Annotated in this window: 24 protein-coding genes; 12 read left to right on the top strand and 12 right to left on the bottom strand. The window is 67.5% G+C overall.

What is annotated here, in order from left to right:
• Positions 1–8: 8 nt before the first annotated feature.
• The 5 genes from AC5P6S_RS17885 to AC5P6S_RS17865 all read right to left on the bottom strand — a co-directional run bounded on the left by AC5P6S_RS17885 (position 9) and on the right by AC5P6S_RS17865 (position 6,669).
• The gene (locus tag AC5P6S_RS17885; protein ID WP_495204695.1) at positions 9–3,221 is read right to left on the bottom strand and encodes an efflux RND transporter permease subunit; all 3,213 of its coding nucleotides are present in this window, start codon (positions 3,219–3,221) and stop codon (positions 9–11) included.
• 10 nt (positions 3,222–3,231) lie between these two features.
• Positions 3,232–4,437 (bottom strand): efflux RND transporter periplasmic adaptor subunit, encoded by a 1,206-nt coding sequence (locus tag AC5P6S_RS17880; protein ID WP_043034424.1) that lies wholly within the window; start codon positions 4,435–4,437, stop codon positions 3,232–3,234.
• On the bottom strand, positions 4,434–5,687 hold the full coding sequence (locus tag AC5P6S_RS17875) for a TolC family protein (protein WP_005411644.1): 1,254 nt from the start codon (positions 5,685–5,687) through the stop codon (positions 4,434–4,436). The genes AC5P6S_RS17880 and AC5P6S_RS17875 overlap by 4 nt, the downstream gene beginning before the upstream one ends.
• Before the next feature lie 56 nt (positions 5,688–5,743).
• Positions 5,744–6,076: a hypothetical protein gene (locus AC5P6S_RS17870; protein ID WP_005411643.1), complete on the bottom strand. Its 333-nt coding sequence runs from the start codon at positions 6,074–6,076 to the stop codon at positions 5,744–5,746.
• A 203-nt stretch (positions 6,077–6,279) separates the two neighbouring features.
• Positions 6,280–6,669 carry a RidA family protein gene (locus AC5P6S_RS17865; protein WP_049396045.1) on the bottom strand — a complete coding sequence of 130 codons (390 nt, stop codon included), beginning with the start codon at positions 6,667–6,669 and terminating at the stop codon, positions 6,280–6,282.
• 108 nt (positions 6,670–6,777) lie between these two features.
• On the opposite strand from AC5P6S_RS17865, the gene AC5P6S_RS17860 reads away from it, so the two are divergent.
• Positions 6,778–7,671: a LysR substrate-binding domain-containing protein gene (locus AC5P6S_RS17860; RefSeq protein ID WP_049459525.1), complete on the top strand. Its 894-nt coding sequence runs from the start codon at positions 6,778–6,780 to the stop codon at positions 7,669–7,671.
• Positions 7,672–7,726: 55 nt separating this feature from the next.
• Entirely contained in the window at positions 7,727–8,236 is a 510-nt protein-coding gene (gene dnaQ / locus AC5P6S_RS17855) for a DNA polymerase III subunit epsilon (protein WP_495204694.1), read from the top strand.
• Between the two features lie 13 nt (positions 8,237–8,249).
• On the opposite strand, the gene AC5P6S_RS17850 is transcribed toward dnaQ, so the two are convergent.
• Entirely contained in the window at positions 8,250–9,464 is a 1,215-nt protein-coding gene (locus tag AC5P6S_RS17850) for a nucleotide disphospho-sugar-binding domain-containing protein (RefSeq protein WP_065183637.1), read from the bottom strand.
• Between the two features lie 278 nt (positions 9,465–9,742).
• On the opposite strand from AC5P6S_RS17850, the gene rpmB reads away from it, so the two are divergent.
• From rpmB to AC5P6S_RS17820, 6 genes are all read left to right on the top strand, one after another.
• The gene (rpmB, locus tag AC5P6S_RS17845) at positions 9,743–9,979 is read left to right on the top strand and encodes a 50S ribosomal protein L28 (RefSeq protein WP_005411638.1); all 237 of its coding nucleotides are present in this window, start codon (positions 9,743–9,745) and stop codon (positions 9,977–9,979) included.
• Between the two features lie 10 nt (positions 9,980–9,989).
• Positions 9,990–10,157, top strand: a complete 168-nt coding sequence (rpmG, locus tag AC5P6S_RS17840; RefSeq protein ID WP_169411268.1) for a 50S ribosomal protein L33 — start codon at positions 9,990–9,992, stop codon at positions 10,155–10,157.
• 232 nt (positions 10,158–10,389) lie between these two features.
• A complete protein-coding gene (cls, locus tag AC5P6S_RS17835) occupies positions 10,390–11,808 on the top strand; it encodes a cardiolipin synthase (protein WP_005414897.1) in 1,419 nt (472 codons plus the stop codon).
• Between the two features lie 45 nt (positions 11,809–11,853).
• Positions 11,854–13,275, top strand: coding sequence for an FAD/NAD(P)-binding protein (locus AC5P6S_RS17830; RefSeq protein WP_024957799.1), 1,422 nt, complete (start codon positions 11,854–11,856; stop codon positions 13,273–13,275).
• A 9-nt stretch (positions 13,276–13,284) separates the two neighbouring features.
• A complete protein-coding gene (gene uvrD, locus AC5P6S_RS17825; RefSeq protein ID WP_049396046.1) occupies positions 13,285–15,477 on the top strand; it encodes a DNA helicase II in 2,193 nt (730 codons plus the stop codon).
• 170 nt (positions 15,478–15,647) lie between these two features.
• Positions 15,648–15,974 (top strand): low molecular weight protein tyrosine phosphatase family protein, encoded by a 327-nt coding sequence (locus AC5P6S_RS17820; RefSeq protein WP_049396047.1) that lies wholly within the window; start codon positions 15,648–15,650, stop codon positions 15,972–15,974.
• Positions 15,975–16,065: 91 nt separating this feature from the next.
• On the opposite strand, the gene AC5P6S_RS17815 is transcribed toward AC5P6S_RS17820, so the two are convergent.
• Positions 16,066–16,692: a hypothetical protein gene (locus AC5P6S_RS17815; protein ID WP_024957802.1), complete on the bottom strand. Its 627-nt coding sequence runs from the start codon at positions 16,690–16,692 to the stop codon at positions 16,066–16,068.
• Positions 16,693–16,839: 147 nt separating this feature from the next.
• Here AC5P6S_RS17815 and AC5P6S_RS17810 point away from each other — a divergent pair, with 147 nt between their 5' ends.
• Positions 16,840–17,394, top strand: a complete 555-nt coding sequence (locus AC5P6S_RS17810; RefSeq protein ID WP_043034430.1) for a hypothetical protein — start codon at positions 16,840–16,842, stop codon at positions 17,392–17,394.
• A 48-nt stretch (positions 17,395–17,442) separates the two neighbouring features.
• Here the strand turns inward: AC5P6S_RS17810 and AC5P6S_RS17805 are convergent, their stop codons facing one another.
• Positions 17,443–17,589 carry a hypothetical protein gene (locus tag AC5P6S_RS17805; protein WP_005411630.1) on the bottom strand — a complete coding sequence of 49 codons (147 nt, stop codon included), beginning with the start codon at positions 17,587–17,589 and terminating at the stop codon, positions 17,443–17,445.
• A 185-nt stretch (positions 17,590–17,774) separates the two neighbouring features.
• On the opposite strand from AC5P6S_RS17805, the gene AC5P6S_RS17800 reads away from it, so the two are divergent.
• Positions 17,775–18,221, top strand: a complete 447-nt coding sequence (locus AC5P6S_RS17800; RefSeq protein WP_005411629.1) for a universal stress protein — start codon at positions 17,775–17,777, stop codon at positions 18,219–18,221.
• A gap of 256 nt (positions 18,222–18,477) precedes the next feature.
• Here the strand turns inward: AC5P6S_RS17800 and AC5P6S_RS17795 are convergent, their stop codons facing one another.
• Entirely contained in the window at positions 18,478–18,762 is a 285-nt protein-coding gene (locus AC5P6S_RS17795; protein WP_005411628.1) for a DUF2782 domain-containing protein, read from the bottom strand.
• A gap of 98 nt (positions 18,763–18,860) precedes the next feature.
• On the opposite strand from AC5P6S_RS17795, the gene polA reads away from it, so the two are divergent.
• Both polA and AC5P6S_RS17785 read left to right on the top strand, forming a co-directional pair.
• Positions 18,861–21,635, top strand: coding sequence for a DNA polymerase I (gene polA, locus AC5P6S_RS17790; RefSeq protein ID WP_495204693.1), 2,775 nt, complete (start codon positions 18,861–18,863; stop codon positions 21,633–21,635).
• A 340-nt stretch (positions 21,636–21,975) separates the two neighbouring features.
• Positions 21,976–22,455, top strand: a complete 480-nt coding sequence (locus tag AC5P6S_RS17785) for a DUF421 domain-containing protein (RefSeq protein ID WP_024957711.1) — start codon at positions 21,976–21,978, stop codon at positions 22,453–22,455.
• Positions 22,456–22,497: 42 nt separating this feature from the next.
• Here AC5P6S_RS17785 and AC5P6S_RS17780 read toward each other — a convergent pair whose 3' ends face one another.
• From AC5P6S_RS17780 to AC5P6S_RS17770, 3 genes are all read right to left on the bottom strand, one after another.
• A complete protein-coding gene (locus AC5P6S_RS17780) occupies positions 22,498–23,661 on the bottom strand; it encodes a hypothetical protein (protein WP_076739418.1) in 1,164 nt (387 codons plus the stop codon).
• A gap of 95 nt (positions 23,662–23,756) precedes the next feature.
• Positions 23,757–24,653 (bottom strand): oxygen-dependent coproporphyrinogen oxidase, encoded by an 897-nt coding sequence (gene hemF, locus AC5P6S_RS17775; RefSeq protein WP_012481613.1) that lies wholly within the window; start codon positions 24,651–24,653, stop codon positions 23,757–23,759.
• A 54-nt stretch (positions 24,654–24,707) separates the two neighbouring features.
• Positions 24,708–26,321 carry a hypothetical protein gene (locus AC5P6S_RS17770; RefSeq protein ID WP_495204692.1) on the bottom strand — a complete coding sequence of 538 codons (1,614 nt, stop codon included), beginning with the start codon at positions 26,319–26,321 and terminating at the stop codon, positions 24,708–24,710.
• Between the last annotated feature and the right edge of the window lie 31 nt (positions 26,322–26,352).

Here is a 26,352-nt window from a genome sequence, read left to right as displayed (position 1 = left end):
CTCTCAGCTCACCCCACCGCCCGCGGCTTGGCCACTCGTGCAGCAAAGGTCGGCAGCACCAGCAGGGTCAGCACGGTGGCGGTGATCAGGCCACCGATCACCACCGTCGCCAACGGCTTCTGCACTTCCGCACCGGAACCGCTGGCAATCGCCATCGGAATGAAGCCGACGATCGCCACCAGCGCCGTGGTCAGCACCGCGCGGATGCGGCTGGAGGCACCGTTGATCGCTGCCTGCAGCGGCAGGTCACCGGCATCCAGGCGTTCGCGGATCGCCTGCATCAGCACCAGGCCGTTCAAGGTGGCCACGCCGGAGACGGCGATGAAGCCGACCGCCGCCGACACCGAGAACGGCATGCCCCGCAGCAGCAGCGCGAGGATGCCGCCGACCAGCGCCAACGGCACGCAGCTGAACACCAGAATGGCTTCCTTGCCGCTGCGCAGGGCCATGAACAGCAGGCTACCGATCAGCAGGAACACCACCGGCACTACCGTCGCCAGCCGCTTCTCCGCGCGCTGCAGGTTCTCGAACTGGCCACCCCAGGTCAGGTAGGCACCCGGCGGCAGTGCCACGTCGGCCACCGCTGCCTGCGCCTCGCCGACGAAGCCGCCCAGATCGCGACCGCGCACGTTGGCCTGCACCACCACGCGGCGGCTGCCGTTGTTGCGGCTGATCTGGTTCGGCCCTTCGCTCACCGTGATGCGCGCCACTGACGACAGCGGAATCACCAGCCCCGAAGGCGTGGCGATCGGCAGCGAGGCCAGCTGGTCCGGATCGTTGCGCGAGGCATCGTCCAGGCGCACCACCACGTTGAAGCGGCGATCACCTTCGAAGATCTTGCCGGCCGCCGTGCCGCCAATGCCGGTGGACAGTGCATCACTGACGTCTGCGGCAGTCAGGCCGTACTGCGCCGCCGCCACGTGGTCGATCGCCACGTTGAGCGTAGGCAGGCCGGAGATCTGTTCCACCCGCACGTCGGCCGCGCCGTTCACCGCACGCAGCTTCAGCGCCACCTGGTCGGCCACCTTCTGCAGCTGGCTGAAGTCATCGCCGAAGATCATCACCGCCAGGTCGGTACGCACGCCGGAAATCAGCTCGTTGAAGCGCAGTTCGATCGGCTGGCTGAACTCGAAGCTGTTGCCCAGCTGCTGCCCGGCCAGCTTTTCGAAGCGCGCCACCAGTGCGTCCTTGGCCAGCTTCGGATCGGGCCAGTCCTTGCGCGGCTTCAGCACGATCACGCTGTCGGAGATGTTGGTCGGCATCGGGTCGATGGCCGCCTCGGCGGTACCGGTACGCGAGAATACGGTTTCCACTTCCGGCTGCTTGGCGATCGCTTTCTCCAGCGCCAGCTGCATCGCCAGCGACTGCTCCAGTGAGGTCGACGGCACGCGCAGGGCCTGCATCGCCACGTTGCCTTCGTCCAGCGTCGGCATGAACTCGCGGCCCAGCAGCGAGAACGCGCCGATGCCCACCACCACCATCATCACCGCAGCTGCCAGCACCGTGCGCGGATGTGCCACGGCCTTGCGCACCACCGGTTCGATGCGCGCACGCAGCACGCGGATCAGCTTCGTCTCGTGCTCGCCATCTTCGGCATGCGTATCGCCGTCCTTCACCTTCGGCTCGCGCACCAGCAGCGCGGCCATCGCCGGCACGAAGGTGAAGGAGAAGATGAAGGCACCGACCAGGGCCAGCATGAAGGTCGCTGCCATCGGGTGGAACGTCTTGCCCTCCACGCCTTCCAGGGTGAGGATCGGCGCGAACACCAGCAGGATGATCAACTGTCCGAACGCAGCTGGACGCGCCATCTTCATCGCCGAATCGGCAGCCACGCGCAGCCGCTCCATCGCGGTCAATGCACGGCCCAGTTCGGCGCGGCGCTGGCCCAGCATCAGCAGCGTCGACTCGACCACGATCACCGCACCGTCCACCAGGATGCCGAAGTCCAGCGCACCCAGGCTCATCAGGTTGCCGCTGATGCCGAAGCGGTTCATGCCGATCACTGCGAACAGGAACGACAGTGGAATCACCAGCGCGGTGATCGTTGCTGCACGCAGGTTGCCCAGCAGCAGGAACAGCACCACCACCACCAGCAGCGCGCCCTCGGTGAGGTTCCTGGCCACGGTCTTGATGGTGGAATTGACCAGCACGCTGCGGTCCAGCACCGGCGCGGCCACGATGTCGGCCGGCAGCGATTTGTTCACCTGTTCCAGGCGCGCCGCAGCGGCCTGCGCCACGGTGCGGCTGTTGCCGCCGGCAATCATCAGCGCGGTACCCAGTACGGCTTCATGGCCGTTGCGGCTGGCCGCACCCAGGCGCGGCGCGCGGCTCAGCTCGACCTCGGCCACATCGGCCACGCGCACCACCACCACGCCATTGCGGGTCGCCACCGGGGCCTGTGCCAGATCCTCGGTGGTCAGCGCCAGGCCATCGGCACGCACCACCAGTCCTTCGCCGGCACGCTGCACGAAACCGGCACCGGCCTGCACGTTGGAACGCTGCAGGGCGGTGACCAGATCGGCCAAGCCGAGGCCGTGCGCGGCCAGCCGGGCGCTGTCCGGATGCACGCCATATTCCTTGACGTAGCCACCGACCGTATCGACGCCGGCCAGCCCCGGGCTGGAACGCATCTGCGGCGCGATGATCCAGTCCTGCACGGTACGCAGGTAGGTGGCACGTTCTTCCGGCGTGCGCAGCAGATTGCCTTCCGGCGTGCGGTAGACCTCGCCGGCCTGCCAGCCCGCTTCACCGGGCTTGGCCAGCCTGGCCGGATCGAACGCGGTGAAGTCCACCGTCCACATCAGCACCTCGCCGAGGCCGGTGGTGACCGGCGACAGCATTGGCGACGCACCATCGGGCAGGTCTTCCGATGCCTCGCGCATGCGTTCGGCCACCTGCTGGCGCGCGAAGTAGATGTCGGTCGCATCGGTGAAGATCGCGGTCACCTGCGAGAAGCCATTGCGCGACAGCGAACGCGTGGTGGTCAGGCCGGGAATGCCGGCCAGCGCGGTTTCCAGCGGATAGGTCACCTGCCGCTCGATCTGCTCCGGCGTCAGCGCCGGTGCCACCGTGTTGATCTGCACCTGGCGGTTGGTGATGTCCGGCACCGCGTCGATCGGCAGCTTGCCCAGCTGGAACAGGCCCACCGCGGCGATCAGCGCCGCCATGAACACCACCAGCCATCGGTGGCGCACCGCTTTTTCAATGATCAGCTTGAACATGGTCGCCTCCTCAGTGGCCGTGCTCGGCTTCGCCCTTGGCCAGTTCGGCCTTGAGCAGGAAGGCATTGGCACCGACGATGCGCTCGCTGCCGGTCAGGCCACCGAGGATCTCGATGCGGTCACCGGCACGGCGCCCAGCCAGCACCGGCTGCGCCTTGAAGCCGCCTTCGACGGCGACGAACACCGCGCTGCTGCCATCGACGTTCTGCACTGCATCGGCCGGGACGCTGAGCGAGCCGTCCTGGCCTTCGGTGACCACTACGGCCGATACCGGCGAACCGGCCGGCGGCAGCGACGCATCCACCGGCGTGGCACGGATGACCGCGACGCCGCCCTGCTGGCGCACATCGGCGGCCGAACCGGTGACGGTGGCGGTGAAGCTGCCACCCGGCACGCTGACTTCCAGCTTCATGCCGGGCGTGACTTGCGCGGCCAGCGCCGGCGGTGCGGTGAACACCAGCTCGTTCATCGTCGGGTCGGCGACGTCGGCCACCGCGCTGCCGGCGGCTACCACGCCGCCCGGGGTGACCTGCACGTTGCCGACGATGCCGGCCACCGGGCTGGTGATGCGCACGCGACCGCTGGCATCGGGCGCACCGTTGGCGGCGGCCTGGGCCTGCGCGGCAGCAGCCTGGGCCTGTGCCGCCAGCGAACGTGCGCGCGAGGCTTCCATCTCCTGGCGGGCGACCACGCCCTGGTCGACCAGCGCCTTGTCGCGGCCATAGGCCAGACGCGCGGCCTCGGCTTCGGCCGCTGCGGCCAGCGCATTGGCGCGGAACACCGCCGCTTCGCCGCTGACCACGATCGCCAGCGCCTGGTTCTGCTTCACCGCGGTGCCCGGCGCGACCAGCACGCGCTCGACGCGGCCGGTCACGGTCGACGCCACCGAGGCGCGTGCGCCGACCGACGGTTCGACCCGGCCGGACAGGCGCGTGGAACCACCGCCACCGCGACCGATTGCGACCACTTCGATACCGGAGGCCTTGATCTGCTCCGGGGTCAGCTGCACCACGCCTTCGTCGGCGTCAGCAGGCGCCTTCGCGGTTTCTGCCTTGGCTTCCTTGCTGCCAGCGGCATGGCCGTGGCCATCGTCGTTGCCGGCCTTGGCCGCAGCGGGGTTTTCATTGGCAGGCGTCTGCGCGTTGCCGGCGCAGCCAGCCAGCAGGACGGTCAGCAGCACGCCGCCGATCAGCGGGAAAGTACGGGAGAGAGTCATGGAGCCTCCACAAAGGGTGCGCGCCCTTCCAGGCGGGCAAGATCGATTTCCGCGGCGACGCGCGACAGGCGCGCATCCACGGCGGTGCCGCGGGCGGCGATGAGGGCGCTGCGCGTGCTGCGCAGTTCCAGCTGCGAGATGCGTCCGGCGTCGAAGCCAATGCGGGCCAGGCGATACGCCTCTTCGGCGGCGACCACGCTTTCATCGGCGGCGCGGGTACGGCTACTGGCGGCCTTCAACCCGGCCACCGCAGAGAGGCGCTCGGCCTCGCTGTCGCGGCGCTGCTGGTCCAGGCGCGCTTCGGCCGCGCGCTGGTCGGCATTGGCGGCGCGGATGCCACCGCGGTTGCGGTCGAACAGCGGGATGCTGAGGCTGACCCCGAGGTTGTAGGCACGCTCGCCGCCTTCGCGGAAGCGGGTCTGCGCGGCGGTGACACTGAGGTCGGGCAGGGCACGCTTGCGCTCCACCTCGACCAGCTTGCCCGCCGCATCGGCTTCGGCTTCGGCGATGCGCACCGCCAGTGCCACGTCGGTGGCGCCACGCGGCAGCGGCGGCGCACGGTCGAGCAGGCTGTCGTTGATCGACTGCACCGGGGCATCCAGCAGTGCGGCACCGGCCAGGCGGGCCAGCGCGGCATCGCGGAACGCCTGCGCTTCATCCAGCGCTGCGCTGGCGTTGGCCACCTCGCTCTGCGCCTGCACCGCACGCAGCTGCGGTTCGCGGCCCTGCTTGACCAACGCGTTGACGGCGTTGGCGTCAGCGCGGGTGAGGGTCAGTGCTTCTTCGGCCAGGGTGTAGCGGCGCAGTGCACTTTCCGCCTGTGCGTAGACCACCGCCAGCTGGCTGGCCACGTCGCTGCGGCTTTGGGCACCACGCAGGTTGGCGGCCTGTGCTTCGGCCCGGGCCGCACGGACGCGCGCGCCACGCTGGCCCCAGACCTCCAGCGGCTGGGACAGGGTGAGCACGGTATCGGCCTTGCCCATGCCGCCGTAGGAGCCGGTGCCCCAGGCGTTTTCGGCGGAGTAGGACAGGGAAGGGTTGGGCAACGCACGCGCCTGGTCGGCGCGCGCATCGGCGGCCTCGGCCAGTGCCGTACCCACGCGGGTGCCGGGCAGCTGCTCCAGGCGTTCAAGCAGGGTGTCGTAGGAAGGGGCGGCTTGCGCCATCACCGGTGCCGCCGGGGCCAGGCCCAGCAACACGGCGACGACCAGCCCGGCCGCGCGCGGCGACCGAGGTGTCAGGATCGACATAGGGGGATTCCGGTTGTGAGTGAAACGGGAGCCCGCAATCGCGGGACGCGCTCAACTCACGCCCGGGGGGGACGCGTCAATTCATCCTGGGCGACCGCATAGGTCGCCGCGTCGCCGGCATTCATCCAGCGCGCCGGCAGTGGCGCACCGAAGGCGGCGAGGGTACTGGCCGGCAGGCTCAGGTTGGAGTGGTGGCAGTGGTTGTGGCCACAGGCACCAACATGCTTGCCGTCGGTATCGCCATCGGCATCCGGAGCGGACTCCACGTGCACCGTGCTGGCGTGCGGTTCCACCGTGCAGGCCAGCGCGTCGGCCACCGGCACGACCACGAATGCCGCCATCAGCAGCATCATCAGGTACGAGCGAAGGTGGCGGGAGATCCGGCGCATGGAAGGGAGGCTAGCAAGCGGTTTTCGCCGGATACAATATCAATGGCCGCTTCGGGAATACGTCGGAATCTCCCGTTCAGGTGGACGGCCTGGGGGCATCCTGCCCTGGTGGGTGCGGACCTCCTGCCTTGGTGGGTGTCGACCTTGGTCGACACGCTTTTCGACCCCACTGCGTTGCCGGCCAGCGGCCGGCACTACCCGTATCACGGCAACTTCGCGATCACCTTGATCTCGAACTGGAACCCGTACAGCCAGGTCACGCCGATGCCGGTCAGGGTCGGGTGCGGCGCCTCGCCCCAGTACTCGGGCACGATCGCCCAGGCCTTCTCGAAGTTGGTTTCCGGATCGACCAGGAACACGGTCACATCGATCACGTCATCGAACGTGCAGCCGGCAGCGGCCAGCACCGCATTGAGATTCTCGAACGCGCGGCGCACCTGGGTTTCGAAATCCGGCTCGGGCGAGCCGTCCTCGCGGCTGCCGACCTGGCCGGAGACGAACAGGAAGCCATTGGATCGGATCGCCGGCGAGTAGCGGTTGCGCTCGTACAGGGCCTGGCGGCCGGCGGGGAAAACGACATCACGCTGTGACATGGGGAAGATCCCGTGGGAGAGAACGCCATCCTCCGCGCCAGTGCTGTCTGGATAAACCGCGATGATCGGCCTAGATTGATTGCCAATTCCAAACAATCATGGCCCGCCATGGACCGTTTCGAGGCGATGCGGGCGTTTGCCCGCGTGGTGGAAACCGGCAGCTTCACCCGGGCCGCGCAGACCCTTCAGATCAGCCGCACTACGGCCACCCAGCTGGTGCAGCAACTGGAGGCACACCTGCGGCTGCGCCTGCTCAACCGCACCACGCGCCGGGTCAGCGTCACCGCCGACGGCGCGGCCTACTACCCGCGCATCGCCCGCCTGCTGGCCGAGCTGGAAGAAGTGGAGGGCGGGCTGGGTGACGCGGCCAGCCAGCCACGCGGACGGCTGCGCGTGGACGTGCCCGGGCCCTACGCGCGGCTGCGGCTGGTGCCGGCGCTGCCGGACTTCCAGGCGCGCTACCCGGAGATCCAGCTGGACATCGGCGTGAGTGACCGCGAAGTCGATGTCATCGCCGACAACGTCGACTGCGTGATCCGTGGTGGCACCCCGGCCGACCCGGCGCTGGCAGCGCGGGCGCTGGCGGCGCTGCCGATCGGCTTCCACGCAAGCCCCGGTTATGTGCAGCGCTTCGGCCTGCCGACCGACCCGCGCGCGCTGGAAGGACCCGACCACCACATGGTCGGCTTCCTCAGCCCGCGCAGTGGCCGGGCGCGGGTGTTCAGCGCACAGCGCGGCGATGAGCGCGTTGAGGTGCAGGGCCGCTATACGGTCGGCTTCGATGATGGAAACGCCTATCTGGCCGCTGCGTTGGCGGGGTTGGGCGTGGTGGCGCTGCCCAGCTACATGGCCGAGCCGCACGTGGCGCGCGGCGAGCTGCTGCCGGTGTTGCAGGACTGGCAGCTGCCGCCGATGCCGATGCACGTGATGTTCCCGCCGAACCGGCACATGAGCCAGCGGCTGCGGGTGTTCATCGATTGGGTGGTGGAGGCGTTGGGGTGAGTGCATCGGTCGCGTGCGAAAATCGGCGTGCACGTACTGGAGAACGCACACCCTGATGAGCCGCATCGTCGCACTGGATACCGAAACCACCGGCATCTCCCACCGCCTGGGGCACCGGGTGATCGAAATCGGTGCCGTCGAACTGATCGATGGCCAGCTCACCGGCCGCCAGTTCCACACCTACCTGCAGCCGCAGCGCAAGGTGGATTGGGGCGCACAGCGCGTGCACGGCATCAGCGATGCGATGCTGGTGGGCAAGCCGCTGTTCTCCAGCAAGGCGGCCGAACTGCTGGAGTTCCTGCGCGGCAGCGAGATGGTCGCGCACAACGCTACCTTCGATGTGGGCTTCCTGGACAACGAGCTGCGCCTGTCCGGCATCCCCGGCGCGCTGGCCCAGCACTGCCGCATCACCTGCAGCCTGAAGCTTGCGCGGGGACGCTGGCCGGGTCAGGGCAACAAGCTGGATGATGTGCTGCAGCGCCTGCGCATTCCCAGCCAGCGCGGCCTGCATGGCGCGTTGAAGGATGCGCACCTACTGGCGCAGGTGATTCCGCACCTGCGCTGAGGCCTGGCCGCTGTCACACCGGCCGCAACCATCGCTCGATCATTGCAACGCCACAGGCCACCCCGTCCTCATGGCGCATCGCCACGCCCAGGGCCGCCGCGCGTGCGCGTGTTGCGTCGGTTTCAACGAAGGTGATGGCTGCCGCCAGCGTTGCTGCGTCCAGCCGCTTCGGTGACAACGGTGCCGGTGCCACGCCCAACCGATACAGACGATCAGCCCAGAAGAACTGATCGGCGGCGAACGGCATCACCAGCGAAGGAACACCGGCGCGGCAGGCCGAATGCGTGGTGCCGCTGCCACCGTGATGGATGGCGAATGCGCAACGCGGGAACAGCGCTTCGTGTGGAGTCGGCCCCAGTACGAAGACCGAATCGGGCAAGCGCATCGCAGGCAGTCCCACCCAGCCAGGAAACAGCAGCACCCGGCGTGGCGCCAGCGCCTGCAGCAGGGCCGGCAACACGCGCTCGCGATCAAAGCCGGTCATGCTGCCGAAGCCCAGATACACCGGCGCCGGGCCGGCATCGAGGAAGGCCTGCAGATCGGCCGGGGGTATCCAGGGCGCATCAGGAAGGCGCCATTGGCCACAGACGATGTGGTCGGCCGGCCAATCCGCCGGTGGCGGCAGCAGCTGCGGCGAGATGCCATAGAGCATCGGCAGGCCGGGCCACAGCGAGCGGCGCGGCGATTGCCCCAGCTGCTTGCGGGCTGCGTTGATCGGCCGACGGAACTGGCGCCAGATCAGGCCGTTGACCAGCCCATAGCTGGCGCGGTTCAACCAGCCCGGCGAGCGTCCCGGTGGCAGGAACGGAGAGCGGAAGGCCCGCGTCGGGGTCAGCGGGATCATGCCGGTGCCGATGACCGGCAGTCCGCGGCGTTCGCCCACGCTCATGCCGACAAAGGCCGCCAGGCCACCGGTCAGAATCGCATCGCAGCCTTCGGCAGCGGCATCGGCCTGGCGCATCCAGCCGCTGACATGCTGCAGCGCCATCCGTGCCAGCCCGCTACTGGCGGCGGCAACACCGTTGCCACGCGAGACCAGCGCGACCACTTCGTCATGGATGTCACCTTCAAGAGCCGCATGGGGCACATCCAGTGCCTGCGCGCTGCCCAGCGTGCCGCCATCGGCCAGCAGTGTCACCGCGTGGCCTGCGCCGATCAGCCCATGGCAGAGCATGGCCAGCGGACGCGTATCGCCTTCGGTTCCGTAGGTCAGGGCCAGCAGCCGCATGGAAAGCTCCGCAGTGAACCGGAGCAGTATGCCGGTTGGCGGGCTCCCGGCCCTGCCGGTTCAGCCGCAGCCTGTGGGTAACTTGCGCAAGTGCTTGAACCCGTGCATAATGCGCGGCTCGCTGTGTCCGGTTTTCTACCGGGCGGCGCCCCCGGGAGCACGTCCCCGGCCGCCCAACGCCAGCGTAACCCTTTGATTCTCTTGACGTGTGGTGGGCAACCATCGAGGCCGCCGTCTCCCGGGCTACGGGCTGACAACTACTACTATCGAGGTGCGCAATGTCCCGCGTATGCCAGGTTTCCGGCAAGCGAGTGCAGACGGGTAACAACGTCTCGCACGCCAACAACAAGACCCGTCGTCGTTTCCTGCCGAATCTGCACGAGCGCCGTTTCTGGGTGGCCAGCGAGAACCGCTGGGTCAAGCTTCGTGTTTCCGCGCATGCACTGCGCACCATCGACAAGAACGGCATCGATTCCGTTCTGGCTGAGCTGCGTGCGCGCGGCGAAAAGGTCTGAGGAGTAAAGCATCATGGCAGGCAAGCGCGATAAGGTCCGTATGATTTCCTCGGCCGGTACCGGCCACTTCTACACGACCGACAAGAACAAGAAGAACACCCCGGGGAAGATGGAATTCCTGAAGTACGATCCGGTCGTGCGCAAGCACGTCCTGTACAAGGAAGGCAAGATCAAGTAATCCGCAAGGATTGCTGGTCCCCGCGAAGAAACCCGCCCTTGTGGCGGGTTTTTTCATGCCCGATGTTCCCGTGGTGGGCGCCTGTGGGTGCCGACCGTTGGTCGGCACACTCCCTCCACCCCCCGGTAGGTGCCAACCTTGGTTGGCACGCTGCTTCAACGCAGTCGAGCGCAGCTCGACTCTACACACCCCGCTGGGCAGAATGGCCCATCACCTCCCGACGGGCGACACGATGCTGTTCGAGTGGTTGCTGGGTTCCTACCTGCTGCTGATCGACTGGCTGATCCGGCTGGTCGCGCTGTGCTGGATTCCCACCCGCACCACGCCCGGCGCGGCGCGCAGCTGGCTGCTGCTGGTCGGCTTCGTACCGCTGCTGGGCCTGCCGCTGTACCTGCTGTTCGGCCATCCGTGGCTGTCGCGCGAGCGCATCCGCCGCCAGGCCGAGGCCTCGCAGGTGATCCGTGAGGAGCAGGCGCTGCAGCATCGCCTGCGCTGGACCCCACAGCCCGACACCGCCAGCGCCGAGATCGTGCCGTTGGTGCAGCGCCAGGGCGATTTCATGCCGGTACACGGCAACGCCGTCGATCTGCTGACCGACTACGACGAGTCGCTGCACACGCTGATCGCCGACATCGACCAGGCCGAAGACCGCGTGCACCTGCTGTACTACCTGATGTTCGACGACGCGGTCGGCGAGGCCATTGTCGAGGCCTTGCAGCGTGCCGCCGCGCGTGGCGTGCAGTGCCGCGTGCTGCTCGATGCGGTGGGCGCCAAGCGTGGCCTGCGCGCCTATCGCAAGCGCCTGCAGGCGCGCGACATCGAAGTGCGCGCGATGCTGCCCGGTGGCCTGCGCTGGCGTCGCAGCGGACGCATGGACCTGCGCAACCACCGCAAGATCGCGGTGATCGACAACGAAGTGGCCTATGTCGGTTCGCAGAACCTGGCGGGCCCGCAGTTCGTGCCGGGCCACCCGAACCGCGAACTGGTGGCGCGCGTGCGCGGCCCGGCGGTGGCGCACCTGGAAGCCGTATTCGCCAGCGACTGGTACATGGAGACCGGCCAGCGCCTAGATGTGATCACCGATGTGCCCGAATGCGGCGACGACATCGCCACCCAGCTGCTGCCCAGCGGCCCGGCCTACCCGTACAGCAACGCGCGCGACGCGGTAGCCGCGCTGATCCACCTGGCGCGACGCCGGCTGGTGATGGTCACCCCGTACTTCGTACCTGACGAAGCCACACTGAGTGCGCTGCGTATCGCCGCATTGTCCGGCGTGCAGGTGCAGCTGATCCTGTCTGCCAGCAACAACCAGCGGTTGACGTCGTGGGCGCAGGAGGCCTACTACGATGAACTGCTGCGCTGTGGCGTGCGCATCGCGCTGTACGAGCCGCAGTTCCTGCACGCCAAGCACATGAGCGTGGATGAGGACATCGCCGTGCTCGGCTCCATCAACATGGATATCCGCTCGTTCGCGCTGAATGCCGAGATCGGCCTGATCTGCTACGACCGCGCGCTGGTCCAGCAGCTGTGCGCGATCGAGGACGGCTACCTGCGCGAGTCGCGGCAGCTGGACCTGCAGCAGTGGCGCAGCCGTCCCACGTGGCGGCGCAGCCGCGAAGGTATTGCACGGCTGGCCGATGCGTTGATGTGAAGCAATGCCGGCCGCCCATTCCGGCAATCCGGCCCGTCATCGCCGATGGCCTACAATCGGCACATGACTGATTCACCGCGTAATGGCGAACTGGACCTGGCAATCATCGGTGGTGGTGCGGCCGGGGTGCTGGTGGCGATCCAGGTGTTGCGCCAGGCCAAGGCGCCGCTGGCGCTGGCCATCTTCGAACCCGCCTCGCAGCTGGCGCAGGGCATCGCCTATGCCACGCCATGGCCGGAGCATCTGCTGAACGTGCCGGCGGCGAAGATGAGTGCGTTTGCCGACCAGCCCGGCGATTTCCTCGACTACCTGATGGCCGCCAATGCCTACCCGGGCGAGGCGCGCGAGGTGCTGGGCGAGCGCTATGTGTGCCGCCACTACTTTGCTGCCTACCTGCAGCAGCGCCTGCAGGAGGCCGCTGCGACCAGCCCGGCACAGCTGCAGGTGATCGCGCAGCCGGTGCTGGGCCTGCAGCCGGATGACCATGGCTACCAGCTGACACTCGGCGATGGCAGCACGCTGCACGCCGCGCAGGCGGTGCTGGCCACCGGCAACAGCATGCGGCCGCTGCCGGTGGCCGGTGCCGAGGCACTGCCCGCCGATGACGTGATCGAGGCCTGGGACTACGACGGCGTACGCACCCTGGCCGGCGAGCAGGCCGTGGCCATCGTAGGCTCCGGCCTGAGCATGGCCGACACCGTGTTGGCATTGGTCGCCGCCGGCCACACCGGCCCGCTGCATGTGATCTCGCGCCACGGCCTGCTGCCGTTGCCGCATGCGCATGGTGGCCTGCCCAGGTTCGACCCGGCCACGCTGCTGCCGATGAACCTGCGCCAGCGCCTGCGCGCGTTGCGTGGGTTCGCACGCCAGGCACAGGCCGACGGCCTGCCGTGGCAGGGCGTGATGGACCGCATCCGTCCGCACGGGCAGGCGCTGTGGTGCAGCCTCGACGCGGCCGACCAGCGCCGCTTCCTGCGCCATGTGGTGCGCTACTGGGACGTGCATCGCCACCGCATCGCCGAAGAGGTCGACGCACAGCTGCAGGCGCTGATCGAAAGCGGCCAACTGCGTGTTCACCGGTCCCGCCTGCAACGCGTCGGCCGCGAAGGCGATGCCCTGCGGCTGTCGGGTCGCGATGCCACCGGCAATGAACAGCAGTGGACGATCGGCGGCGTGATCAACGCCACCGGTGTGGAAACCCGCGCCAGTGCGCTGCGCAATCCGTTGCTGCAGCAGCTGCAGGCCGATGGTCTGGCGCGCCCCGGCCCGCATGGGCTGGGCCTGGACAGCACGGTGCCGGGCGACCGCCTGTGTGCTGCCGGGGGCCAGCCGCAGGCACGGCTGGGCGTGCTCGGCAGCCTGCGCATCGGCAGCCTGTGGGAAAGCCTGGCGGTGCCTGAACTGCGTCAGCAGGCGCAAGCACTGGCCACCCAGGTGGTCGCAGGAGCCGCGACGGCGATGCCGTAAAATGGGGGCATGGATGTCTCCCACCTGCTTGATGGCCTGAACCCGGCCCAGCGCGAAGCCGTCTCCGCTCCCCCCGGCCACCACCTGGTGCTGGCCGGTGCCGGTTCCGGCAAGACCCGCGTACTCACCCACCGCATCGCCTGGCTGCATGAAGTCGAAGGCGTGCCGACCCACGGCATTTTCGCGGTGACCTTCACCAACAAGGCGGCCGGTGAAATGCGCCACCGCATCGACGCGCAGCTGCCCAATGGCAGCCGCGGCATGTGGATCGGCACCTTCCACGGCCTGGCCAACCGCCTGCTGCGCCTGCACTGGCAGGACGCCAAGCTGCCCGAAGGCTTCCAGGTGATGGATTCAGATGATCAGCTGCGGCTGGTCAAGCGCGTGGTGCAGGCGCTGGAACTGGACGACGGCAAGTACCCGGCCAAGCAGATCGCCTGGTGGATCAACGAACAGAAGGATGAGGGTCGCCGCCCGCAGCACATCCAGCCCGAGCCGCATGATGCGTGGCTGGAAACCATGCGCCAGGCCTATATCGAATACCAGGCACGCTGCGACCGCGCCGGCCTGGTCGACTTCGCCGAGCTGCTGCTGCGCGCCCATGAACTGCTGCGCGACAACCCGGCGCTGCTGTCGCACTACCGTGCCCGCTTCCGCGAGATCCTGGTGGACGAGTTCCAGGATACCAATGCCATCCAGTACGCCTTCGTGCGCGTGCTGGCCGGCGATTCCGGCCACGTGTTCGTGGTCGGCGACGATGACCAGGCCATCTACGGCTGGCGCGGCGCCAAGGTCGAGAACGTGCAGGGCTTCCTGCGTGATTTCCCAGGTGCGCAGACCATCCGCCTGGAACAGAACTATCGCTCCACTGCCAACATCCTCGGCGCTGCCAATGCGGTGATCGCGCACAACCCGGATCGCATCGGCAAGCAGCTGTGGACCGACAGTGGCGACGGAGAACCGATCGACCTGTACGCGGCGTACAACGAGATGGACGAGGCGCGCTACATCGTCGAGCGTGCCCGCCAGTGGGTACGCGATGGTGGCAGCTACACCGAAGTGGCCGTGCTCTACCGCAGCAACGCACAGTCGCGCGCGCTTGAAGAGGCGCTGCTGAGCGAACAGGTGCCCTATCGCGTGTACGGCGGCATGCGCTTCTTCGAACGGGCCGAAATCAAGGACGCGCTGGCTTACCTGCGCCTGCTGTCCAACCGCAACGATGACGCCGCCTTCGAGCGCGCGGTCAACACGCCTACCCGGGGCATCGGCGACCGCACGCTGGACGAAGTGCGCCGCGAGGCGCGCGCGCAGGGCATCTCGCTGTGGGAAGCAACGATGCTGGTCACCCAGGGCAACGCGCTGGCCGCACGCGCGCGCAATGCACTGGCCGGCTTCCTGGGGCTGGTCAACGAGCTGCAGGCGCAGACCGTGCACATGACCCTCGCCGAGCGCGTGGACCACGTGCTGGCCCGCTCGCAGCTGCGCGAGCACTGGAGCAAGGAAAGCCGCAATTCGCTGGATTCGGAATCGCGCACCGACAACCTCGACGAACTGGTCTCGGTCGCTTCGCGCTTCGTGCGCCGCGCCGACGACATCGAGGAAGTGGGCGAGGACATGGACGAGCTGGTCGCGTTCCTGGCCTACGCCGCGCTGGAGGCCGGTGAAGGCCAGGCGCAGGCCGGCGAGGACGGCGTGCAGCTGATGACCCTGCATTCGGCCAAGGGCCTGGAATTCCCGCTGGTGTTCCTGGCGGGCATGGAAGACGGCCTGTTCCCCAGCGCACGTTCGCTGGAGGAAAGCGGGCGGCTGGAGGAAGAGCGCCGCCTGGCCTACGTCGGCATCACCCGCGCGCGCCAGAAGCTGGTGCTGAGCTATGCCGAGTCGCGCCGCATCCACGGCCAGGACAACTACAGCCTGCCGTCGCGCTTCCTGCGCGAGATCCCGCGCGAACTGCTGCACGAAGTGCGCCCGAAGGTACAGGTCTCGCGGCCGGCCTCGATGGGTGCCAGCCGGGTGATGGGCCATGCCTCGATCGAGGCGCCGCCGGTCAAGCTCGGCGCGCTGGTCACCCATCCCAAGTTCGGCGAAGGCATGGTGACCGACTACGAAGGCAGCGGCGCCCACGCCCGCGTGCAGGTCGAGTTTGCCGACGCCGGCAGCAAGTGGCTGGTGATGGCCTACGCCAACCTGACGGTGATCTGATCACCGTCGGGGGGCGGGATCCCTGTAGAGCCGAGCCATGCTCGGCTGCTGTTGGCGGGGAAGAACAGCCGAGCATAGGCCCGGCTCTACAAAAGCGGTTGGACGTTACACGTATGGGGTCAGAGCCCCTTTCCGTTGGAAAAGGGATCCGACCCCGATACGCTGCAGCCATGACCCGCAACGTGCTCTTCCTCTGCAGCCAGAACCGCCTGCGCAGCCCGACGGCCGAGCAGGTGTTCGCCGAGTGGCCGGGCATCGAAACCGCATCGGCCGGGCTGCTGGCCGATGCCGAGGAAGTGCTCAGCCCCGAGCTGCTGCAGTGGGCCGATATCGTGTTCGTGATGGAGCGTGCTCACCGCAACCGGCTGTCCAGCCGCTACAAGCCGTGGCTGAAGGACAAGCGGGTGATCTGCCTGGATATCCCGGATGACTACGACTACATGGACCCGGTGCTGGTGGAGTTGCTGAAGCGCAAGGTGGCGCCGTTCCTGCGTTGAGCGTTGGTGGTGTAGAGCCGAGCCCATGCTCGGCTGCTTCTGGCGGGAAAGGCAGCCGAACATGGCTCGGGTCTACCAGAAAGACAGAGCGTCAGTCCTGCGCCTTTGAACCGGCCGTCGCATCCTGTTCGGACATCGACTGCTGCAGGCTGCTGGTGAAACTCTTTACCGCGCGCTCCAGTGCGATTTCCCAGTTCTCGCGTGATGGCACCTGGAAGATGTTCGCGCCATGCCCGGTGGCGGTGAAGGTACGGGTCTGGCCTTCCTTCCGCGCAACGACCTGCACCGAAATGTCGGCCAGCATCTGTTGTGTGGATGACACCATCCGGAAGAAGTTCGCCGGCATCTTGACCGAGAAATCGGTGAGCGAGGCCTCCAGTTGCGTACATGAGGTTTCGCACTGATCGGCGGTGCGATAGCCCATGTTTCGCAATGCCTGGATCATGATTGCGCGTGTCTTGTCCGCCGCTGTGGTGGACTCGATGGAGACAAGGACGCCGTTGCCTTGACGAACCACCCCGGCAATGTTCTTCGCACGGTCGGCTGCCGCAACTTCCGGGTAATAGACCGGACGGACGTCGCGCACCGGCCCCACCACCACTACCGGACCCTCTTCGGGATTCACCCGGATATCGGGCACGTTCACGCGCACCACTTCGGTGCGGATGCCGCAGCCGGTGAGGAGCAGCAGCAGCGAAAGACCAATGATCGACTTCATGTATTCCCCCTGTTGGAATGGTGTCCTTGCCATGCGCATTATCGCGTGGCTCGCCGGCAGCGGGAGTGTCGTTGGTCAGGGCAGGGAAAAGCAGCTGAGCATGGCTCAGCTCTACAATAGGCGGCGACATCTTCCAGGAACGCCCCCATGACCGAACCCACGCTGCACGTCACCGTGAAGTTGAACGCCCGGCTGCAGCCCGAGCATCGTCACGAACTGTTCGAGGACCCGCTCGACGCGCTGTTGCAGGCGGCCCAGGTGGGCGAGCTGACCGGTGGTGGCACTGCAATATCCGACCTCGGTGAAGTCGAGTACGGCGACATCGAAGTGGCGCTGGTCGATGCGGACGGCGTGCCGAAGCTGATCGATCTGCTGGAACAGCTGGGTGCACCGAAGGGTTCGCAGCTGCAGGGCGCGGGTGAAGCCGACCGCAGCTTCGGCGTGACCGAGGGGCTGGGCATCTACCTGGATGGCCTGAACCTGCCGGACGAAGTCTACGAGCAGTGCGATTCCAACCACGTGTTCGAACAGCTGTCGGAGAACATCGACGGCCTGGGCGAGATCTGCAGCTGGTGGCAGGGCCCGACCGAAACCGCGCTGTACATGTACGGCGAATCGTTCGAAGCGATGCGTGATGCGATTGCCGGATTCGTGGGCAGCTATCCGCTGTGCCAGAACGCACGCGTGGTGCAGATCGCCTGAAGGTAGGGGCGCTGTAGAGTCGAGCAAGCTCGACTCTACGGCAGCAGGTTATCGGCCGGCTGACTGCCGGGCGTTGTCGCGCAGCGCCATGTCCTTGCCGATCTGGTAGCCGCCGAACAGCACCGCCAAGGCGATGATCGCGGCGACCATGATGGACTTCTGGGAACTCCAGACGGGCGGCTTGTTGTCCTGCATGTCGGTCGTCCTTGGGCGCGGCAGTGCGCCGCCCGCCGAGCATGCGCCGCCCGACCGGTGCGTGCAAGCGGGCGGTGCGCACACGCCAATGCGCGGCGCCGGATTGATTCTGCTCAAGGCACGGCCTGCACATCCGGTGTGCAATGGTGTCGTTCCCATCTGGCAGATCGCTACGGAGCCCCACCATGTACAAGCGCATCCTGATTGCCACCGACGGATCCGAGCTGGCCGACAAGGGCCTGGCCAAGGGCCTGGAGCTGGCCAAGGACCTCAACGCCGAGGTCGATATCGTGACTGTCTCCGAGCCGTGGGCCGTCGGCATGTACGACGCCATGGGCTGGAGCGTGGGCTACATGAACAGCCCCGAGTACAAGGCCGACCGCGAGGAAGGCGCGCAGAAGGTGCTGCAGCCGGCGCTGGCCAAGGCGGCCGAGCAGGGCATCACCGCCAATCCGGTGCACGTGCTGGACCGCTACGCAGCTGACGGCATCATCGAGACCGCCGGCGAGCGCAACAGCGACCTGATCGTGATGACCTCGCACGGCCGCCGTGGCGTGACCCGCGTGCTGCTGGGCAGCCAGACCGCCGAAGTGCTGGCACGCAGCACGCTGCCGGTGCTGGTCATCCGCTGATCCACACCACTGATTCAAGCGTTCCCGGGGAGGGGACCCGACGCCGGCCGCAGGATGCGCGCCGGCGTTGTTTTTTGTCGGGGATCGGGGGGCGGATCCACGCATGGCGTGGATCTACTGATAGGCGGTCACCCACGCATGGCGTGGATCCACGTTCGTTGTCCCGGTAGATCCACGCCATGCGTGGATGGGCCGTGCCGATGGCCTTGAGGGGTCAGAGCCCTTTCCTGTGGAGAGGGATCCGACCCCGGTCACATCACCAGCTGTACAGCTTCCAGTACACCGGCGACACACCGTCCTTGTCGTTGTCGAAACGGCCGTCGCCGTTCTTGTCGTACATGTAGAACGGAGCACCGCGCGATGGCGTCACCTTGACCATGCGCAGCTGGCCGGACACACGGTATTCCTCGATGACATCGCCGTTGTCCATGGTGCGCTTGGAGACATCGGCGCCCTTGACGTCCACCGGGGGAGCACCTGCGCCACCCATGCTGGCGCAGCCAGCGAGCAGGAGCAGGGAAGCCAGCATCAGGGTCTTCATCGGCGGGGGCCTTTGCCTGGAGAGAGCCCTGATTATGCCCCATCGCCAGGTGCGTGCCGTGTCGTCGCGGTGCAGGCACGGGCGCGTAGAATCGGCCCATGAGCAGATTAGTCCTGATCGACGGGTCCAGTTACCTGTACCGCGCGTTCCACGCGCTGCCGCCCCTGTCCAATGCACTGGGTGAACCCACTGGCGCACTGTTCGGCGTGGTCAACATGCTGCGTTCGACGCTGAAGGAACGCCCGGCCTACGTCGCGTTCGTGGTCGATGCGCCCGGCAAGACCTTCCGCGATGACCTGTACGACCAGTACAAGGCCAACCGCCCGCCGATGCCCGATGAGCTGCGCAGCCAGGTCGAGCCGATGTGCCGCATCGTCGAGGCGCTGGGCATCAGCATCCTGCGCGTCCCCGGCGTGGAAGCCGACGATGTGATCGGCACGCTGGCCCTCCAGGGCCTGGCGCAGGACCTGAAGGTGACCATTTCCACCGGCGACAAGGACTTCGCCCAGCTGGTGCGCCCGGGCATCGAGCTGGTCAACACCATGACCGGAAGCCGCATGGATTCGGATGCGGCGGTGATGGAGAAATTCGGCGTGCGCGCCGACCAGATCATCGACCTGCTGGCGCTGATGGGCGACACCGTCGACAACGTGCCGGGCGTGGAGAAGTGCGGGCCGAAGACCGCTGCCAAGTGGCTGGCCGAGTACCAGCACCTGGATGGGGTGATGGCGGCCGCGCCGACCATGAAGGGCAAGATCGGCGAAAACCTGCGCGCCGCGCTGGAGCGTCTGCCGCTGAACCGCGAGCTGGTGACCATCCGCACCGACCTGGCGCTGGACGCCAGCCCGACCACGCTGGCCCTGCGCGAGCAGGACGTGCCGGAGCTGACCGAGCTGTATGCGCGCTACGGCTTCACCCAGGCACTGAAGGAACTGGGCGCGCCGGTGCCGGCACCGGTGGCCGCCAGCGAGGCGACCCCGAGCCTGCGCGGCACTGCGGCCGGCTTCGCGCGTGGCAGCGTCGAGGCGCCCGCCGCTGGCACGCTGGATCCGGCACTGTCCGCGCCGGGTGAATACGAGACCGTGCTGACCGCCGAGCAGCTGCAGGCCTGGGTCGAACGCCTGCAGCAGGCCGACCTGATCAGCTTCGATACCGAAACCGATGCGCTGGACGCGATGCGTGCGCGCCTGGTCGGCATCAGCCTGGCCGTCGAGCCGGGCAGGGCGGCGTACATTCCGGTCGGCCACGATTACCCGGGTGCGCCGGCCCAGCTGCCGATGCAGCAGGTGCTGGACGCGCTGCGCCCGGTGCTGCAGGACCCGGCGAAGAAGAAGCTGGGCCAGCACGGCAAGTACGACCTGCACGTGCTGCGCCGCCACGGCGTGCAGGTGCAGGGCTACCACGACGACACCATGCTCGAGAGCTTCGTGCTCAATTCCACCGCTACCCGCCACGACATGGATTCGCTGGCGCTGCGCTACCTGGGCTACAGCACCATCAAGTTCGAGGAGGTGGCCGGCAAGGGCGCCAAGCAGATTCCGTTCTCGCAGGTGGGCATCGACGAGGCCAGCCGCTACGCCGCCGAGGACGCCGACATCACCCTGCGCCTGCACCACGCGCTGCAGCCGCAGCTGCTGGCCGAGCCGGCGCTGGACAGCGTTTACCGCGGCATCGAGATGCCGCTGGTGCCGGTGCTGGCCAGCATCGAAGCCAACGGCGTGCGGGTCGACACCGACGAACTGCGCCGGCAGAGCCAGGACCTGTCTTCGCGCATGCTGGCCGCGCAGCAGAAAGCCACCGAGCTGGCCGGGCGCAGCTTCAACCTGGATTCGCCCAAGCAGCTGCAGGCGGTGCTGTTCGACGAGTTGAAGCTGCCGGCGGTGGTGAAGACCCCCAAGGGCCAGCCCAGCACCAATGAAGAGGCGCTGGAGGCGATTGCCGACCAGCACGAGCTGCCGCGCGTGATCCTGGAGTACCGCGGGCTGGCCAAGCTGCGCAGCACCTACACCGACAAGCTGCCGGAGATGGTCAACCCGGATACCGGCCGCGTGCATACCAGCTATCACCAGTCCGGAGCCGCCACCGGCCGCCTGTCCTCGTCGGACCCGAACCTGCAGAACATCCCGATCCGCACCGAGGACGGCCGTCGCATCCGCCGCGCGTTCGTGGCGCCGGAGGGCTTCCAGCTGCTGGCGGCCGACTATTCGCAGATCGAACTGCGGATCATGGCCCACCTGTCCGAGGACCCGGGCCTGGTGCGTGCCTTCGAGCAGGGCGCCGACGTGCACCGTGCCACCGCCGCCGAGGTGTTCGGGCGCACGCTGGAGGAAGTGACCCCGAACGAGCGCCGCGCCGCCAAGGCGATCAACTTCGGGCTGATGTACGGCATGAGCGCCTTCGGCCTGGCCCGCAACCTGGGCATCGACCGTGGCCAGGCGCAGGACTACGTGGCGCTGTACTTCAGCCGCTACCCGGGCGTGCGCGATTTCATGGAGCGGATGCGCCAGCAGGCCCGCGACCAGGGCTATGTGGAAACCCTGTTTGGTCGTCGCCTGTACCTGAACGACATTCATGCACGTAACCAGGGCCTGCGCGCCGGTGCCGAACGCGCGGCGATCAACGCGCCGATGCAGGGCACCGCCGCCGACATCATCAAACGCGCGATGGTGGACGTGGACCAGTGGCTGCGTGACAGCGGCGCACCGGCACGGATGATCCTGCAGGTGCACGATGAACTGGTGTTCGAAACCGAAAGCAGTTTCGTTGAAGACTTGCGTTTGCAGGTGGTCGAGCGCATGTCGCAAGCGGCCAAACTGCGGGTGCCGCTGGTGGTCGATACCGGCGTCGGCAACAACTGGGACGAAGCGCACTGAGGGCATTTCAGGCCGAAAACGACGTGAATTCGTTCATTCGTCAGAGGTTTCTGACTCGATCATGAATGTTGTCCTGATCGAGGTTCATTAAATTGGGCCCCTTCACGAACCGTTAGTGTTCGGAGTGCTTCTATAACTCTCGACAGGCGCAACGCCTGTTGTGGATCTCTCCCATCCCCTGGAGCAGATCTCGGAACGGGGACTCCTCCCCAAGTGCCCGTTCCCCGGCCCCGTTGACCTCCCCCTGGTCAGCGGGGCTTTTTATTTGTGCCGCCGCAGCACCAGGGATGGGGTCAGATCCTTGGTGCTAGGCTGGGCTACCGTTCCACAGGGGAAGGCCATGCCCGATCTGTTTGCACTGGCAATGCCCTGGTGGGAGTTCATCCTGCGCGCGGTGGTGGTCTATGTCGTGGTGCTGGGCATGGTCCGGCTTGGCGGCAAGCGGGCTCTAGGGCAGATCACGCCCTTCGACGTGCTGTTGATCGTGCTGCTGGGCAATGCGGTGCAGAACGCGCTGCTGGGCACCGATACCTCGCTGGGCGGCGGCCTGCTGCTGGCCGCGACCCTCATCCTGCTCAACTATGGGGTGGGCTGGCTGACCACCCGGAATCGACGCATGGAGCGGATGATCGAAGGAGAACCTACCGTAATCGCGCGCGATGGCCGGCTTTTGGAGGGTGTTCTTCGCCGCGAACTGATCAGCCGGGCCGATTTCGATGCTGCGTTGCGCCAGCAGGGTGGCCTGCGGATCGAGGATGTGCAGATCGCCCTGCTGGAGACGACCGGGCACATCACCATCCTTCCGCGGAAGGGCACCTGATCGTGCAGCACCGAGCATGGGCTCGGCGCTACAGCGCATCATTCACGGTGTGCAGCGGGTAGTGCCGGCCGCCGGTTTGCGCTCGTAATAGGCGAAACGATTGCCGCTGTCGATACCGACCAGGTTGCCGTTCTGCAGCAGCTGCAGCACGAAGTCGCTGCCGATATCGCGGTGGATGAGGATGCGGCCATCGCGCAGGCTTGCCCGCAGTGGCTGTTCGCGGCCACCGGCCTCAACCACACCACCCTCGAGGAAACGCAGCTGCGACAGCACGCTGCGCTCGGCTTCAAAGCTGCCACAGGGCAGTGCGGCGGCCGGCACCGGCGTGAGCGCTGCCGCGGGGGCGCTGGCGAGAACGGCAAGGTCTTTGGCCGGACCGCAGGCCGGGGCATCCGCGCGCTGTGCACAGGATCGCTGCAGCGCATCGCGGGCCTCCTGCAGGCGGCCACTGCTCCACAAGGTTTCGGCGGTGTCGGCGCAGAACGTTTCGCCCTGTTGCACGCGGCAAAGGTCGATCAGTTCATCAAGCTGTGCAGGTGGCAGAGGCGCATCCACGGAATGCTGCAGGCCGAGCAGGGCCTTGCCCATCATTTCCGAGGCAATCTCCTTGGCTGCCGTCATGCAACCCTCGGCGTCGAACGAGGGCAGCTCCTCCCTGCAGATCTCGGGAATCGGCGGTTCTTCCTTTCCGGGCGCTGCGTCCTTGGCCTGCTGCTGGTAGGTCTCCAGCAGGCGCATGCAGGCTGCGCCCACGCCCTCGGCGCACCAGGCGTGCAGTTTCACGGGTGCGGCCTCTGGCAGCGCCTCCAGGCACTCGGAGGTGTTCATCACGCAACCGCCCTCGACGGGCTGCGGCATCGTCTTGCAGGCGGCGGCGTGCTCACGGGTGAACTCGCGATAGGGCGTGCTGATCGTGCGGTCGTTGTCCGAGAAGTACCAGTTTTCCAGCTGGCCCGTGGACAGGTTGCCGGTACCGAGCACGTCTTCCTGGCGGGCGATGCGCAGCTCCTCGGTGGCCTGGTAGGGGCCGGACAGGAAGCCGTGGCCTTCGCTCTCCAGGGTCAGCGTGGTGTTGCCGTTGCTGTCCTTGTAGGTGCCGCAGGCCATCGACTGAGCGGCGGCCGGCAGGCTGGCCGAGGCCAATGCAAGCAACAGCAGGGAGCGCCAGCCCGCAGCGCGAGGGCGGGGGGAAACAGCAGCGGGCATGGGGTCATCCTTGAAGGAAGTGAGCAGGGCCTGTCCGGTGCGGGGCGCACCACAGGCAGGAGAGGGCGCCACGGGTCAGGCGTGGCGCCGGAAGATCACAGCCAGTCGCGCGGCACCAGATAGTCGGCCAGGCGCGCCTCGGCGCTGCCCGCTTCCGGGGTGAAGCCGTACTCCCAGCGTACCCGGGGCGGCAGGCTCATCAGGATGCTTTCGCTGCGGCCACCGCTCTGCAGCCCGAACAGGGTGCCGCGGTCGTAGACCAGGTTGAACTCCACGTAGCGGCCGCGGCGGTACAGCTGGAACTCGCGTTCGCGCTCGCCATAGATGGCGTCCTTGCGCTGCTGCACGATCGGCAGGTAGGCGTCGAGGAAACCATCGCCGACCGCACGCAGATAAGCGAAGTCGCGCTCGAAGTCGCCGTGCAGGTCGTCGAAGAACAGCCCGCCGACGCCGCGCGTTTCATTGCGGTGGCGCAGGAAGAAGTACTCATCACACCAGCGCTTGTGCGCGGCATAGCGTTCGTCGCCGAACGGCGCACACAGATCGCGTGCCACCTGGTGCCAGTGCTGCACGTCCTCGTCGAACGGATAGAACGGGGTCAGGTCGAAGCCGCCGCCGAACCAGCTGGCCACCACTTCACCATCGCGCTGCGCCTGGAAGAAGCGCACGTTGGCATGGGTGGTCGGCACGTAGGGGTTGAGCGGGTGGAACACCAGCGACACGCCGGTGGCGCGCCAGGAGGCGCCGGCCAGTTCCGGGCGGTTGGCCGAGGCCGACGGCGGCAGGCGGCTGCCGGACACATCGGAAAAGCCGATACCGGCCTGCTCGAACACCGCGCCGTCGCGCAGCACGCGGGTGCGCCCACCGCCGCCCTCGGCACGCTGCCACAGGTCTTCCTGGAAGCGGGCCCGGCCATCGACGGCCTCGATCGCCGCACAGATGCGGTCCTGCAGGTCGGTGAGGTAGGCGCGCACGCGCTCGAATTCGTTCATGGCGCGTACTTTACCGCAGGGCCCGCCCGAAGCTGCGGACAGGCCCTGGCCGGCTCAGCGCTTGCGGTTGGAATGGCGTGGCGGCGGGGTGTCGTCTGATGCCGCGTCATCGGCCGCCTTCTGCAGCGCGCGGCCCAGATCGATCAGTTCCCAGTTCTGGGTGCCGAGCACGTCGCAGGCCACGTGCAGGCCACTGCGGTCGGCCTTGCACAGCCGGTCCAGCAGTGCATGTGCATCCACCTCGGCATCGTTGCCCTGGGCCGTGACCAGGTTCTCGCAGCCCTCGCGGACGCCGGCGCGGCAGACCGTGGTGTAGTGCTCGGCGGCCTGCAGCCAGTGCCCGGACAGCGCAAGGCGGTTGCCGAGTACGTTGCAGCCCTGCAGCTTGCCCTGCGCGCAGCAGGCTTCCGCCCCGCCGGTAGCGAGCGCCTGCGGGCAATCCTGGGGTAGCGGCAGCACGGTGTACTGCTTCGGTGCACTGCAGCGGCCCGGGCCATCGCCAGTGGGGGTGAACACCTGGAAGCGGGTCCAGGTATCCAGGCCCAGCAGTTGGCCGCCAGGCAGCGGACGCAGCACGAAGTCGCCGCCCCTGTCGTGGCGGATGCGGATGTCGCCCTCTTCGACGCGGGCGCGGAGATGGCTGTTCCAGCCAACGCCGACCAGGCCGTTGTCACCGAAGTCCAGCGTGTCCATCAGACCGCCATCGGCCCGGTAGTTGCCGCAGGGCAGGGCCGTTGCCGGTTGCGGTCGCAATGATGCGCCCAGCGCCTGCAACGCCGGCAGACGCTCGCAGGTGGCGGTGTCGTTGCCCGGTGTGCAGGCCGCAGCCAGCGCCTGCACCGCCAGCAGGGGATCTCCCGCGTCCCAGGACAGTTCGGCCACCCGCTCGCAGAAGCCGCCATGCGCTACCTCGCGGCACAGCCGCAACAACTGTTGCCGCCGCTCAGCCGGAATGATCACCGGCAAGGTCGGCGCCGTCATCGTCACCATGGCTTCGGTCATGGCTGCCGTCATCGCGGCCTTGACCAGCTGCGCCTGCACTGCGGGGTCGGCCTCGAGCGCGGCGGCACATGCCGGGGTTTCCTGTTCGAAGCCACCGTTGTCACAGGCAGCGGGGAGCTTGATACCGGACAGGGCGGCGTCGAGGGCCGCCTTCTGCTGGACAGGATCGGCTTCGACGACAGGTTTAGCCTCCTCATGCCAACGATCAGCCAGTTGCAGGCACATGCCGGGCACGCCTTCCCGACACCCTGCTTCCAGCGTGGCCGGAGTGGCTTCGTGACGGTTGTCCAGGCAGGCCACGGCATTGGCCAGGCAGCTGCCTTCAGCCGGCGTGGTTGCTGCGGCGCACTGTTCGGGGGCCAGCAGGATGTAGGTCGTGCCATCCACCTCGACCGTGCGGCCACGGTCGCGCACCTGCAGCGCGCTGGGCAGGCCATGTTCCAGGTTCACCAGTTGCAGCTTTCCGTCGATCTGCTGGAACGCGACCGGAGACGGCGCACTGCCGAAGTGCTTCTGCTCGCCACGGTTGGGTGAGCTGATGCGCAGCGTGCTGCTGCCTTCGTCGGCCTTGAACAGGCCGCATTGTGGTGACTGTGCGGCGGCCATCGGTGCGGCCAGCAGCAACGCCCAGGCCAGCCAGCGCTGGCGCGGTGCGGGTGAATGCATGTCGTCTCCTTGACGATCGAACGGGAAACTC

It is taken from the genome of Stenotrophomonas sp. YJH_SMC_119, from assembly GCF_059368315.1.
This window is presented reverse-complemented; position numbering and strand designations above follow the sequence as displayed.